The organism is Streptomyces aurantiacus (assembly GCF_001418335.1).
Lineage (GTDB): Bacteria > Actinomycetota > Actinomycetes > Streptomycetales > Streptomycetaceae > Streptomyces > Streptomyces aurantiacus.
The window spans coordinates 41911-55367 of the sequence record NZ_LIPP01000099.1; the positions used below are offsets into that span (position 1 = coordinate 41911).

Annotated in this window: 10 protein-coding genes; 6 read left to right on the forward strand and 4 right to left on the reverse strand. The window is 69.9% G+C overall.

Annotated features, from left to right (window positions below; all coding sequences use genetic code 11):
* Positions 1 to 8 precede the first annotated feature (8 nt).
* Positions 9 to 326, forward strand: coding sequence for a putative quinol monooxygenase (locus tag AOK01_RS14500; protein ID WP_055511537.1), 318 nt, complete (start codon positions 9 to 11; stop codon positions 324 to 326).
* A gap of 97 nt (positions 327 to 423) precedes the next feature.
* A complete protein-coding gene (locus tag AOK01_RS14505) occupies positions 424 to 1392 on the forward strand; it encodes an alpha/beta hydrolase (protein ID WP_055511539.1) in 969 nt (322 codons plus the stop codon).
* A gap of 13 nt (positions 1393 to 1405) precedes the next feature.
* Here the strand turns inward: AOK01_RS14505 and AOK01_RS14510 are convergent, their stop codons facing one another.
* From AOK01_RS14510 to AOK01_RS14525, 4 genes are all read right to left on the reverse strand, one after another.
* Entirely contained in the window at positions 1406 to 3763 is a 2358-nt protein-coding gene (locus AOK01_RS14510) for a glycoside hydrolase family 31 protein (RefSeq protein WP_055511541.1), read from the reverse strand.
* The gene (locus AOK01_RS14515; RefSeq protein ID WP_055511543.1) at positions 3760 to 4668 is read right to left on the reverse strand and encodes a carbohydrate ABC transporter permease; all 909 of its coding nucleotides are present in this window, start codon (positions 4666 to 4668) and stop codon (positions 3760 to 3762) included. Before AOK01_RS14515 ends, AOK01_RS14510 begins: the two co-directional genes overlap by 4 nt.
* Entirely contained in the window at positions 4668 to 5585 is a 918-nt protein-coding gene (locus AOK01_RS14520) for a carbohydrate ABC transporter permease (protein WP_055511545.1), read from the reverse strand. The genes AOK01_RS14515 and AOK01_RS14520 overlap by 1 nt, the downstream gene beginning before the upstream one ends.
* A gap of 317 nt (positions 5586 to 5902) precedes the next feature.
* On the reverse strand, positions 5903 to 7219 hold the full coding sequence (locus AOK01_RS14525; protein WP_063792795.1) for an ABC transporter substrate-binding protein: 1317 nt from the start codon (positions 7217 to 7219) through the stop codon (positions 5903 to 5905).
* 236 nt (positions 7220 to 7455) lie between these two features.
* Between AOK01_RS14525 and AOK01_RS14530 the strand changes: the two genes are divergently transcribed.
* From AOK01_RS14530 to AOK01_RS14545, 4 genes are all read left to right on the forward strand, one after another.
* Positions 7456 to 8538: a LacI family DNA-binding transcriptional regulator gene (locus AOK01_RS14530; RefSeq protein WP_079103421.1), complete on the forward strand. Its 1083-nt coding sequence runs from the start codon at positions 7456 to 7458 to the stop codon at positions 8536 to 8538.
* A gap of 142 nt (positions 8539 to 8680) precedes the next feature.
* Positions 8681 to 10549, forward strand: coding sequence for a glycoside hydrolase family 2 protein (locus AOK01_RS14535; protein ID WP_055511546.1), 1869 nt, complete (start codon positions 8681 to 8683; stop codon positions 10547 to 10549).
* A gap of 269 nt (positions 10550 to 10818) precedes the next feature.
* Entirely contained in the window at positions 10819 to 11994 is a 1176-nt protein-coding gene (locus AOK01_RS14540) for a substrate-binding domain-containing protein (RefSeq protein WP_079103426.1), read from the forward strand.
* 123 nt (positions 11995 to 12117) lie between these two features.
* The gene (locus tag AOK01_RS14545) at positions 12118 to 13449 is read left to right on the forward strand and encodes an ABC transporter substrate-binding protein (protein ID WP_055511548.1); all 1332 of its coding nucleotides are present in this window, start codon (positions 12118 to 12120) and stop codon (positions 13447 to 13449) included.
* Positions 13450 to 13457 lie beyond the last annotated feature (8 nt).

Here is a 13457-nt window from a genome sequence, read left to right on the forward strand (position 1 = left end):
AAGGCATCATGAACGTCGGCTACGGATTCAACGCCACCCTGACCGCCAGGCCCGGCATGGGCGACCGGCTGGTCGCCCTGTTGCTGACCGGTCTGCACGAGGGCAGCCCCGGCGCGAGCGAGTACTGCGTCGTCTACCTCGTGTGCCGTTCCGCGTCCGACCCCGACGTCGTCCACGTCACCGAGGGGTGGAGCAGCGAGGAGGACCACCACCGGATCTTCGCCGGCGAGGCCGCCCAGGCCATCGTGGCCCAGATCGACGGGCTGCTGGCCGGGGAGTCCGAGTACACCGACTACGTCCCGGTCCGCGGCAAGGCCGCCTTCTGAACCGGACAGTCTCCCGGCTCCAGACCGGCAGGCCTGTCGGCCTGCCGCGTGTCCTCGTCCGACCGTCCGGCACCCACCCCATGAAAGGCAACAAGCCATGACCACACTGCGACCCGACCTGGACCCCGAACTGCGTGAGCTGCTGGCCGACATGCCGCTGATGTCTCAGCTCAGCGCCGAGGTACTCGCGCAACTGCGCCAGTACCCCTCGCCGCCCGTCGAGTCCCTGCTCGCCCACCGGCGGGTCGACCGGCGCGAGGTCACCGTGCCCGCCAAGGACGGTGCCTCGATCGCCCTGTCGGTCTTCAGCCCCGCGCACACCGACGGCGCCGCCGCCGCGCCCTGCGTCTACTGGATGCACGGCGGCGGGATGGTCATGGGGGATCGCTTCTCGCAGATCGACATCCCGTTGGAGTGGCTCGACGAGTTCGGCGCGGTCGTGGTCTCCGTGGACTACCGGCTCGCCCCGGAGGCCACCGGCACCGCCCTGGTCGACGACTGCTACCAGGGGCTGCTCTGGATCGCCGAACACTCCGAGGAGCTGGGCATCGATCCCGCCCGGATCGTCGTCGCCGGTGCCAGTGCGGGCGGCGGGCTCGCGGCCGGTACCGCCCTGCTGGCCCGCGATCTCGGTACCCCCGCGATCGCCGCGCAGGTGCTGATCTGCCCCATGCTCGACCATCGCAACAGCAGCACCTCCAGCCGCCAGTACTCCGGCGTGCCCGGTGTCTGGACCCGCGAGATGAACGAGTTCGGCTGGCATGCCGTCCTCGGCGACCTCGCCGACGGCGAGGTGTCCCCGTATGTCTCGCCCGCGCTGGCCGAAGACCTCTCGGGCCTGCCCACCGCCTACATCGACACCGGCTCCGCCGAAGTCTTCCGCGACGAGGACACCGACTACGCCACCCGCGTCTGGGCGGCCGGCGGCCAGGCCGAACTGCACGTCTGGGCGGGCGGCTTCCACGGCTTCGACGCGCTGTACCCGCAGGCACACATCTCGGCCACCGCGCGCCGAACCCGCACCGACTGGCTCGCCCGGCTCCTGAGCCGAAACGGCACCGTCTGACACTGCCTCGCCCTCAGCTCTGTTCGTCCCGGGCCGTGAGGTGTTCGACGACGGCGCCGAGCAGGGGCGCCGGTACCCGCAGAGCGTGCAGGGCGGCGATCTTCGCGGCCAGTGGCTTGGGCGAGGACACGATCTCCCACATCCGTAGCTTCACCGGGTTGTCGAACTGGGCCGCGCCGAGGACCTTCTGGATGCTCTCGGTGGAACGGCCGGCGCCTGCGGATTCGGGAAGTTCGACCTCGACGGTGACCTCGGAGGAGGTGGCGGCCTTCGTCAGGACGCTGAACCGCCGCTGCCCGACGGCCACTTCGACGGGCTGGCCGTCGACCAGTACGGGTCCGGTCGGCGGTTCGGCGAGGAAGGTGACGGTCCAGGCCCGCTCACCGGGAACGATGCCGTCCGGCCCCAGCGCCTGCCCGATCCGGAGGACTCCGGTGGCGGCGTCCCACCGCAGTGGCGTGGAGACCGTACGCAGGTTCGTTCCGTCGCCGTGTCCGTCGTCCTCGACCAGAGTGAAGGTTCCGCTGTCCGAGGGCGCGACCAGCAGTTCGAGGTGTTCGGGGTTGCGGGTGGCGTCCGTTTCGGCCGGCCCGGCCAGTGGCAGGATGCCGCCGCCGCGCAGCAGGACAGGGACGCTGTCGAGGCCCCGGTGGAACTCGGCCCGGCGGTCGCCGTCGTACACGGTCCCGGTGACGATGTCGGTCCAGGTGCCCGGTGGCAGCCATACCGGTGTGGCGCCGAGCAGCGTGACGGGGTCCCGCGGGGAGGTGATGGGGGCGACGATCAGTTCGCTGCCGAACGCGAACTGATTTGGCACTTCGTAGGCTTCCGCGCTGTCCGGTGCGAGGTGGTACATCGGGCGCACCAGGGGCAGGCCGGCGGCCGCGCGGTGGTTCATGGTGTGCAGGTAGGGCAGGAGCCGGTGGCGGAACCTGAGTGCCTCTCCCATCGCGTGCCGTGCTTCGAGCGGGAACTCCCACGGTTCCTTGCGGATGAAAGGGTTGTTCGCCGAATGCAGTCGCAGAATCGGTGAGAGGACGCCCAGTTGGAGCCAGCGGGTGGCCAGTTCGTCGTCGCGTGTGCCGCGGGTGTGTCCCCCGATGTCGTGGCTCCACCAGCCGTAGCCGATGTTCGCGGCGGACGCGGTGAACTCGGGCTGGAAGGCCAGTGACGCCCAGGACACGACGGAGTCCCCGGAGAACCCGATTCCGTACCGGTGGCTACCCGGTCCCGCGTATCGGGAGAACGCCATGGGGCGTCGGCCCTCGCGCCCGGAGTCGAGGAAGTGGAAGTGGTTCAGGAGCCAGAGCGGATCGACGCCGGGGACGCGGGAGGTGGCGCCCTGCTGCCAGTCGATCCACCAGAAGTCGACGCCCTGGTCCTCCAGCGGATGGTGCAGGAGGCGGAAGTAGGCGTCCAGGAACTTCTTGTCGGTGAGGTCGAAGGGGATCGTCTCGTCGGACTCGGGGTCGATGCCCAGCGCGCGGGCCATCTGCGGATACGCGTCCTCGAAGGGGCGGACACCGTCGGCGGGGTGGAGGTTGAGGGTGGTCCTGAGATTGCGTCGGTGGAGTTGGTCCAGGAACGCGGTGGGGTCCGGGATGAGGCGTCGTTCCCACGAGTAGCCCGTCCAGCCGGTGCCGTACCGGGGTGGCACCGAGTCGACGCGGTGCCAGTCCATGTCGATCACGGCGACGGAGAACGGCAGTTCCTCGGCGTCGAAACGGTCGAACAGCTTGAGGTACTCGTCGGCCGTGTAGGGGTGGTAGCGGCTCCACCAGTTGCCCAGAGCCCAGCGGGGCAGCACCGGTGGATGACCCGAAAGGTCGTACAGGGCTTTGAGGGCCGCGGTGTAGTCGTGGCCGTAGGCGAAGACGTAGAGGTCGCGGCGGCCCGGTCCACGCGTGGCGATCCATCCGTCGGCGTCGAAGAGGAACGACTCCGAGTCGTCGACGACGGCGATCCCTCTGCGAGCGGCGATCCCGTGGTCGAGAGGGGTGCGCCCGTCGGCCTCGTCGAGTGTGCGGGCGGTTCCGCCGAGGTTGTCCGCCGGCTCCCCGAACCGCCATCGCCCGCCGACCGGCGTGGTGACGGTGAGCCCCTGCGCGCTGAACTCGTGTCGGTCGTAGTGCAGCTGGAACCGTGGGGTGGAAACGGTGAGCGCATCGTGGTCGTCGCGGACGGTGAACCGCGGTGGAGTGGACGCACGGTTCAGGGCGAAGGTCGAGGCCCGGTCCTCGAAGACGCCGTCGTCGGCCCACTCCAGTCGCAGGAGCCCGTCGGTCAGCACCGTGACGCGCCACCGCTCTCCTTGGAGAACGGATGCGCGGTGGGCCTGGGGACGCGAGGGCATGGTCCTGTTGGCTGTCATTGCTTCACTGCCCCTTGGGTCACTCCGCTGATCACCCATCGCTGGGCGAACAGGTAGACAAGTACGGTCGGCGCCATCGCCATGAGATACGAGGCGAACGCGATGTTGTAGTTCGTGCCGAACTGGCTCTGGAAAATACTCTGGACGACAGGCAGCGTCTGCTGCGCCGGATCGGCGGTGATGAGCGACGGCAGCATGTAGTCGTTCCACGAGGCGAGGAAGGCGAAGATGCCGACCGTCGCGTTCATCGGACCGAGCAGCGGCATGATGATGCGCCAGAAGATCTGCCATGTGGTGGCGCCGTCGATGCGTGCGCTCTCCTCCAGTGCCGCCGGGATGGAGCGGAGGAAGGCGCTGTAGAGCAGGACGCTGAAGGAGAGCTGGAAGACGATGTGCAGGAGCGCGACGCCCACCGGACTGTCGATGCCCAGCAGGGCGGTGAGTTTGATCTGCGGCAGCGCCACGACGGGGAACGGCAGGAACATCGCTCCCAGCAGGTAGTAGAACGACCACCGGAACAGCCGCCGGTCCCAGTTGCGGGCGATGGCGTACGCGGCCAGCGAGCTGAGGACGAGCGTGCCGATCACTGTCGCGGCGGCCACCGCGAGCGAGATGCCGAAGGAGACCGGGAAGTCGGTGAGACGCCACGCGGTGGCGAAGCTGTCCGGGTTCAGCGGCCAGGGCAGGGCGAAGGCGTTCCCGTCGGCTGCCTGGGACGTCGACTTGAGCGACATCGCGATCGTGACGTACAGGGGGATGACGACCACCAGGGCGGCGATCATGAGGCTGATCGTGACCGTCCGACTGGCGGCGCCGATCCGCTTCCGCTTCGGGTTCACCGGCGGCCGGCTGTCGGGCTCGGTGCCAGGGGGTGTGGTGCGCGCGTGCGTCGGGGTGGTGGTCATCAGAGTCGCAGGCCCCTTCCCCGGGTGGCCAGCAACTGCAGCAGCGAGACCACGACGGTGAGGACGAAGAAGACGGTCGCGTTGGCCATCTGGTAGGCGTAGTCGCCGCCCGTGTATCCGGTGAAGATCGTCATGGCGACACTGCGGGTCTCGGTGCCGGGCCCGCCCTGGGTGAGCGCGACGATGATGTCGTAGGCGTTCAGATAGCCCTTGATGCCGAGGATCGTGTTGATCAGGATGAATCCGGCGATCAGCGGCAGCGTGACGGACCTGAACCTGCGCCAGGGCGACGCCCCGTCGATGGCGGCGGCCTCGTAGAGCTCGTCGGGGATCGACAGCAGGCCCGCGATGTAGATCAGCAGGGCGCCGGGGATCGTCTGCCACGCGGACACGATGACAATGGCGATCCAGGCGAGGTCCGGGTTGCCGAGGATGCTCTCCTCCAGCGGGCCGAAGCCGATGGATCCGGCCACGCTCGGCAGGGTGTTGGAGAACAGGTAGTTGAAGACGTAGGCGATGACGATGCCGGAAATCACCATCGGGATGACGAAGATGCTGCGCAGCGCTGTCGCGAACCGGATGCGGCTGGTCAGCCCCAGCGCGAGTGCGAGCGCCACGGCCTGGGCGAGGATCACGGTGACGAGGGCGAAGCCGATGGTGAACGCGTAGGCGTCGAAGACGGCCGGGTCGGAGAACACGGCCCGGTAGTTCGTGATCCCGACGAACGACCAGTTTCCGAAGCCGACGTAGTCCGTGAAGCTGTAGAAGATGCCCACCACGGCGGGGAGCAGGACCAGGGCGGTGAACAGCAGCAGTGTGGGCAGCAGGAACCAGTAGAAGACGGGTTCGACACGGCGTCGCCCGGCGCGGCGGCTCGCGCCGGCCGCACCTCGTGCGACCCGGGCGGAAACGGACATGGGCTCTTCTCCTCGATGCGGCTCTGGGCGGGGCTGAGGGCTCCTGATGGATCTCCGTGGGTGAGGGAGCGGCGGTCGGGCGGCCGGTGCGGGCTCCGAGGGTCCCCGGCCGGCCGGCGGCTGGACGAGCGCCTGACGCGGGGCCTCGTACCGGCCGTACTCGCGTCTTGCTCCCGGTGCGGTGAGTGGGGATCGCCCCTGCTCCAAGAGCCTCGGGGACCTCGGGGGGAACCTCGGGGAGAGCGTGCCTGGCGTCGCGACGCCGCGGAGGCCCGTCGGCGGCCCGCCCGCGACCCGCCCGCGACCCGCCGGCAGGCTTACGCCGAGGAGCGGATCGCGAGGCGTCGCCAGTCGCTGTCGAGTTGCTTGAGCATGGACTCGAAGTTGCCCGACGAGATGGCGCTCTGAAGGTAGTTGCCCAGCGGGATGGACACCGGGATGAACGTTCCTGCGCCCGGGTAGAAGGCGGCCGAGTCCACATAGGGCTGCAGGCCGGCCAGTCGGGGGTCCTTGGCCGGCGGCGCGTCCTCGGTCACTCCGTAGGCGAGGTTGTCCCGGTTGTAGCCGTTGATGATCGCGGGTTCCATCAGGAAGTTGACGAGCTCCCGGGCCTCGTCCTTGTGCTGTGAGCCGGTCGGGATCCACAGCGCGAGGTCGATGTTGACCCTCGCCTGCCGGTCGCTCGCCCGGTCCGTGACGGGCAGCGCGAACGTCCCGACGTCGAGTTTCGGGTTCACCGCGGCGATCTGGGACAGCGCCCAGGGGCCCTGGAGGTACATCGCCGCCTGGCCCTTGCCGAAGGCCAGGTTGCCGTCGGCGTAGGAACGGGAGGCGGCGTCCGGGTTGTAGTACCTCGTGATGGCGCGCGCCCGGTCCATCGGCTCGGCGAACGTCTTCTGGAAGGAGACGGCCGAGTCCGGTCCGATGTCGGTGCCCTGTTCGTCGAGCCGGGAGAAGAAGGATGGCGTGTCGACGAGGCTGCCGACCGCGTAGTCGAAGAGCCCCTGCCATATCGTCCAGGTGTCCTTGCCCGTGGCGTAGACCGGCGTGACCCCGGCCGTCTTCAGCTCCTTGCAGACGTCGATGAACTCGGACCAGGTCGTCGGCACCGGCAGGCGGTGCTTGGCGAAGATCTGCTTGTTGTAGATGACCCCGGCGGCAGCCAGCGAGTAGGGCAGGACGCTGGTACGTCCCGGATACTTCGCGTACTGCTCGGAGAGTCTGCCGATGTCCGCGGGGATACGGCGCGCGGCGGGCAGGTCCGACAGGTCGGAGAGCACGCCCCGCTCGATGTAGCGGGCCAGCTCCAGGTTGTCGTTGAAGCAGCCCACGTCGGCAGGCTTCTCACGGACGAACTGCGGCGCGATGATCACGGTGTCGTCGTGGATCACCTTGATCCCCGGACGCCGCTTCTCGAACTGCCGCAGCAGTTTGTCGAAGTAGGCGAGCACCTCCGTCTTCTGCTCGTAGAAACGGATGGTCGTCCCACCGCTTCCCGAGGCGTCGCCGCCGCAGCCGGTGAGTCCCGCCGCGCCCAGCAGGGCCCCGGCGCCGACGCCGGCCGACGCGAGGAGGCCGCGGCGGCTGATCCCTCGTACGCCTCGGCTCGTGGGGCGCCTTGTTCCGGTCGTCACCTCGTTGCCTCCAGAGGTCCGTCACGCAACCTCGGGGCGCGTGAGCCGTGTGCAAGCGGGCGCGGCGAACTTACAGCGCTGTAAAATTGAGTGTCAACCACTTGCCGCCCATGTTTTCGGCGTGCCCGCTCGACCGTCCGGTGCACCCGACGCGGGCCGGGAACGGCCCGGTAGAGTCGCAGACCGCCGACGGAGCGTCGCGTGGCACCAAGGACCGAGCGTCACCGAGGAGCGAAGTGTCCAACGTCCGGCTGAGCGATGTGGCCAAGCATGCAGGCGTCTCGCCGAAGACCGTCTCGAACGTCGTCCACGGCTACGTACACGTGCGTGAAAGCACGCGGGCCCGGGTGCAGAGCGCGATCGACGAGCTCGGCTACCGTCCCGACATGCGCGGCCGCAACCTCGCCACCGGCCGCACCAGGATGCTCGCCCTGGCCTTCCCCGATCTGCGCATTCCCTACTTCGCCGAGCTCGCCCACGTCATCGCGGAGGCGGCCGGCGAGCGTGGCTACCGGCTGCTGCTCGAAGAGTCGGGCGGGGCGCCCGAGGTCGAGCGGGCGATCCTCTCCACGGAGGAGGCCGGGATCGTCGACGGAGTGCTCTTCCAGCCGGTCTGGCTGACCTCGACCGAGATCGCCCAGCACCGCAGGGACGTGCCGGTCGTCCTGCTCGGCGAGAGCATCGCCCCGCTCAGTGTCGACCACGTCCACATCGACAACATCGCGGCGGCCGCGCAGGTGGTGGAGCATCTGGCCGCGCTCGGCCGACGGCGCATCGCCTTCCTGTGCGCCGAGAGCCCGGCGCCCTCCGAGACGTCGAAGCAGCGTCTGATCGGTTACCAGCAGGGGCTTGAGGCCTGTGGGCTGCCCGTCGACACCTCGCTCGTCGTCACCGGCAGCGTGGCCGACGCGGACGCCGCCGGTGCGTCCCTCGCGGCCGCGCTCGACGCCGGTATGACGCCGGACGCCATCCTCTGCCGCGACGACCTGGCCGCCCTGGGGGCGCTGCGCACCCTGACCGACCGGGGCCTTCGGGTACCGGAGGACGTCGCGATCACCGGCTGGGACGACATCACTCTGGCGTCGGCGGTCCGGCCGAGCCTCACCTCCATCCGTGCCGACGGCCCGCAGCTGGCCCGGCGCGCGCTGGATCTTCTGCTTGAGCGCGTGGACGGGTACGACGGCCTGGGCCGGCACGAGACCGTCGGCCATTCACTCGTGGTCCGCGAGAGCGCGCCGGCACCCGCACCGGCACCCGCACCGGCTCCGGCTCCGGCTCCGGGAGCGGCATCCGCACCGGCTCGGACTCCGTCCGCCTGAGCGCCGCACCCGATCCCACGCTGCCGCGTTCGGCCGGTCTTTACAGCGCTGTAAATGGATGTTGAGATAGCCCGGCGACGTATGAGTCCGGTGAGTCCGATACGAGTCCGATCCGATCCCCCGCCGCAGGAGACACACAGCCATGCCCGATGCGCATCCCCCGACCGCGGTTTCGTCCAGCCCGGCGGCCATCCCCCGGCCGGAGTACCCCCGGCCCTCCTTCGTCCGCCAGGACTGGCTCAACCTCAACGGCACCTGGCAGTTCGCCCGCGACCCCGGCGACAGCGGCCTGGAGCGCGGCCTGGTCACCTCCGAACTGCCGGAGCGCATCCTCGTCCCGTTCTGCCCGGAGTCGGAACTGTCCGGGATCGGCGACACGGACTTCCACCACGCCGTCTGGTACCGGCGCACGGTGCGTGTCCCCGACGCCTGGGCCGGCCGTCGGCCACTCCTGCACTTCGGCGCCGTGGACCACGACGCCACCGTCTGGGTCAACGGGCACGAAGTCGCCCGGCACAGCGGCGGCTTCACCCCGTTCACCGCCGACCTGGGCGATGTGGTCCGAGCGGGCGAGGAGGCGGTCGTCGTGGTGCGGGCCCGGGACAGCGCCCGCGGCCCCCAGGCCCGCGGCAAGCAGTCCACGGAGTACGCCAACCACAGCTGTGTCTACACCCGGACCACCGGTATCTGGCAGACCGTGTGGCTGGAGCCGGTCGCCCCCACACATCTGCGGCGCCCCCGGATCACACCCGACCTGGCCGCCGGTTCGTTCCACGTGGAGGTGCCGCTGGCCGGAAGGCGGATCGGCCATCGGGTCCGCGGCGAACTGCGCGACGCCCAGGGCGTGGTCGTGGGAAGCTCCGTGTCGGCGGACTTCGACCTCGCGCCGCGCCTCGTCCTGCCCCTCCCCTCGGACCGCCGCCGCACCTGGTCACCCGAGGACCCGCATCTGTACGAGCTGGTCCTGGAACTGACCGACCCGAACGGCACCGTGATCGACCGCACCGTGTCCACGGCCGGACTGCGCTCGGTGACACTCGACGGCAAACGCATCCTCATCAACGGCGCACCCGTCTTCCAGCGCCTGGTGCTCGATCAGGGCTGGTACCCCGACGGCCTGATGACCGCGCCGGACGACGCCTCGTTGATCCGCGACATCGAACTCTCCCTCGCCGCGGGCTTCAACGGCGCGCGGCTGCACCAGAAGGTGTTCGAAGAGCGCTTCCTGCACCACGCGGACCGGCTGGGCTACCTGGTCTGGGGCGAGTTCGGGGACTGGGGCGCCGCGACGGGGCCGGTCAGCGGCGACAACCAGCAGCCGACCGCCGGCTTCGTCGCCCAGTGGCTGGAGGCCGTGGAGCGCGACTACTCCCACCCGTCGATCGTCGGCTGGTGTCCACTCAACGAAACCCGCCAGGAACTCACGGACCGCCAGAGCGTTCTCGACGACGTCACCCGTGCCATGTTCCTCGCCACCAAGGCAGCGGACACCTCCCGGCCCGTCCTCGACGCGTCCGGCTACGCCCACCGCGTACTCGACACCGACGTCTACGACTCGCACTGCTACGAACAGGACCCCGAGGTCTTCCGCAAGTTGATGGCGGGGCTGGACAAGAACACCCCCTTCGTCAACCCGCAGGACGAGACGCCGCAGTCCACCTGGTCCCTGCCCTACCGCGGACAGCCCTACTTCTGCAGCGAGTTCGGCGGCATCTGGTGGAATCCCGACGAGGCGCGGGCCGTCGGAGAGGACCGGCTGCTCTCCTGGGGCTACGGCCAACGCCCCCGCGACGAGGAGGAGTTCCACCAGCGCTTCGCCGGGCTGACCGGTGTCCTGCTCGACGACTCCGGCATGTTCGGCTACTGCTACACCCAGCTGACGGACGTCTTCCAGGAACAGAACGGCATCTACCGTTTCGACCGCACGAGCAAGCTCGACGTGGAGCGGGTCCGGGCAGCGCAGCAGCGGCCTGCCGCGTTCGAGGCCGACGGTACGCAAGAACGACCGTAAGGCTGCCGGGCTGTCTCGTCAGGGGCTCGCCTGTGCCTTGCGCCGCTTGCCCGAGTGCCGGGCTGCCCGCAGCAGGACCACCGGCAGGGCCGGCGCGAGGCACAGCTCTCCTTGCTGCGGACATGCCGCCGGACGTGCCGCATCGAGAGGCCCACGGCCTCGGTGATCCGGTCATCGCTCGTGGCACCCACTCCCTGTGGTGACGGCGGAGCAAGGCGATCGTTATGATGACCGGAATCGTTCAAACGAACATTTCGGGGTGGGGCAAGGTGCGGGAGCCGGTCGATCTCAGGCGCCAGCGAATCCTGGCGGCGGTCCAGGCACGCGGAGCGGCGCGGGTCCGGGACCTCGCCGACGAGTTGCAGGTCTCGGTGGTGACGGTGCGCCGGGACGTGGAGGAGCTGACGCGCGAGGGCAGGCTGCGTCGCGGACACGGGGTCGTCCGGTCGACGCTGCCCGCCCAGGAGGTCCTCTCGGGCGGCCTCTCCGAAGGGGACAGGGTGGCCGTCGTGGTGCCGGAACGGCACTCGTACCTGACCGAGACCCTGCATGGCGCGCGTACGGCACTGGAGGAGGCCGGGATGCGCATGGCGCTGCACATCGCCCCCCAGGTGACCGGCGCCGAACGCCCCCTGGTGGAACGGGCGTTGGCCGACGGCGCCCGCGGTCTGCTGCTCGCGCCCCGCTGGCACAGCAGGGCGGCGGAGGACGCCGACCACGGCTGGCTCGCCGCGCTGGACGTACCCACGGTGCTGATGGAGCGCCGTCCGCGGCAGGGCAGCGCGGCACACGCCCTGGACTCGGTGTGCTCCGACCACTGGTACGGCGCTCATCTCGCGGTGGAGCACCTGGTGGGGCTCGGTCACCGGCGGATCGTGTTCGCGACCCGGGAGGACAGTCCGACCGCGCGCACGCTGCGGGCCGCCTTCACGAGCATCGCCGGGGCGCATCCGCTGCTGGAGGAGTGGGCGTGGGCGCTGATATCCCCGCAGGCGGGGCGCGAAGGCCCATACACCGCCGACGAGACGGCCGGCCTGCCGCGGTTGCTGCGCAGGGTGCGGGCGACCGCGGTGGTGCTGCACAGCGACGTGGACGCGCTGATGGTCGTCCAGCAACTGGCGGACGACGCGGTGCGGGTGCCCGAGGACTGCTCCGTCGTGGCGTACGACGACGTGGTGGCCGCGCTCGCCACGTCCCCCCTGACAGCCGTGTCCCCGCCCAAGGCGGAGGTCGGCCGCGTGGCCGCCGAGCTGTTGGTCCAACGCCTTCGCGAGGGCGGGGAGCGACCCGCGCGCCGCGTCGAGCTGCTTCCGCGGCTGATGGTGCGTGGCTCCACCCGGGCATGGCGGGGTCCCCTGGAGGGAACCGCCGCTCAGAGCGATACCGCTCGGGACGATGCCGGTCGGAGCGATGCCGCCACGGTCGATGTCACCACGCCCAACTAATGAGCGTTTGAGCGTTTGTTTTTCTTCTGATCGATCTATTGACCGTTTGGATCGAAGCGTTGAGGATTCCCGTGTCCCGAACAGCCGTGTCCCCCCGGACACGCAGGAGCCGCGGGAGGCGCCATGCCCGGACGACCCGACCGTCGGTCCGTGCTCGCCGCGATGGCCGCCGTACCGCTGACAGGAGCCGCGAGCGCCTGCAGCGGGGACAACGGTGCCTCGTCGGCGGGCACGGGCCGTACGACGCGCATCACCTTCTGGTCCGCCCTGCGCGGCAGCCAGGAGGTGGTCGATGCCTTCAACCGCACGCACGACAAAGTGCGGGTGGACTTCCAGCAGATCCCCTCCGGGGGCCAGGGCGGCTACGCCAAGCTGAGCAACGCCGCCCGGGCGGGCAACGCGCCCGACGTCGCGACCATCGAGTATCCGCAGGTGCCGGGGTTCGCCATCGACGGAGTCGCCCGGGACATCACCGGCCTCGTCAGTGACAGCCTGCGCCGCAAGCTGCTGCCGCAGGCGCTCGCACAGACCACGTTCGAGGGGCGGGTGTTCAGCGTTCCGCTGGACGTCGAGCCCATGGTGATGCATTACCGCGCCGATCTCTTCGACCGGTACGGGCTCCAAGTCGCCCGCACCTGGGACGAGTTCGCCGAGCAGGCGGCCACCGTTCGCCGCAAGGCCGCCGACCGGCGACTCGTACTGTTCCCGACGGACGGGATGACGCAGTTCGCCGCCTACGCCTGGCAGGCCGGCGCCCAGTGGTTCGACACCTCCGAAGGAGCCTGGAACGTCTCCCTCGCCGACGCGCCCTCGCGGCGCGTGGCGCGGTACTGGCAGCGGCTCATCGACCGTGACGACGTGTTCGTGAACGCGGTCGAGAGCAGGCAGTCCGACGCGCAGATCGGCAACGGGCTGGTACTCACCCGGCTGAGCGGTGCCTGGGACGCCGGCGCGCAGATGAACGCCCGGCCCGCGCAGAAGGGCCAGTGGCGGATCGCCCCACTCCCCCAGTGGGACACCGGCAGCCCTTCCGTGGGCACACACGGCGGCTCCACGTTCGCCGTCACGAAGGACAGCCGCCGTCCCGAGGCCGCGATGGAGTTCATCGAGTGGCAGGTCACCCACCCCGACGCCCTGCGCGCCCGTCTCTCCAGCGGCACCAGCAGCCAGTATCCGGCCGCCCCCGGCCTGGTCGCCGTGGGCCGCAAGGCCTTCGACCGGTCGTACTACGGCGGACAGGACATCTACCGCCTGTTCGAACAGGAGGCGGAGAAGATCGGCGAGGGCTGGCGGTGGGGACCGCGGATGAGCGCCACCCAGAGAGTCATGCAGGACTCCTTCGCCCGGGTCGGCGGCGGCCAGGGATCGCTGGCCGCATCCCTGCGCACCGCACAGGAGGGGACCATGCCCGACCTCAAGGCCCTGGGCCTGTCCACCACGCAGCACACCACCTGAGCCGACGA

Excerpts from the sequence above, each read along its gene's own strand:
- AOK01_RS14520 (WP_055511545.1), bottom strand. The coding sequence starts at position 5,585 with ATGTCCGTTTCCGCCCGGGTCGCACGAGGTGCGGCCGGCGCGAGCCGC.
- AOK01_RS14500 (WP_055511537.1), top strand. The coding sequence starts at position 9 with ATGAACGTCGGCTACGGATTCAACGCCACCCTGACCGCCAGGCCCGGC.
- AOK01_RS14505 (WP_055511539.1), top strand. The coding sequence starts at position 424 with ATGACCACACTGCGACCCGACCTGGACCCCGAACTGCGTGAGCTGCTG.
- AOK01_RS14535 (WP_055511546.1), top strand. The coding sequence starts at position 8,681 with ATGCCCGATGCGCATCCCCCGACCGCGGTTTCGTCCAGCCCGGCGGCC.
- AOK01_RS14515 (WP_055511543.1), bottom strand. The coding sequence starts at position 4,668 with ATGACCACCACCCCGACGCACGCGCGCACCACACCCCCTGGCACCGAG.
- AOK01_RS14545 (WP_055511548.1), top strand. The coding sequence starts at position 12,118 with ATGCCCGGACGACCCGACCGTCGGTCCGTGCTCGCCGCGATGGCCGCC.
- AOK01_RS14510 (WP_055511541.1), bottom strand. The coding sequence starts at position 3,763 with ATGACAGCCAACAGGACCATGCCCTCGCGTCCCCAGGCCCACCGCGCA.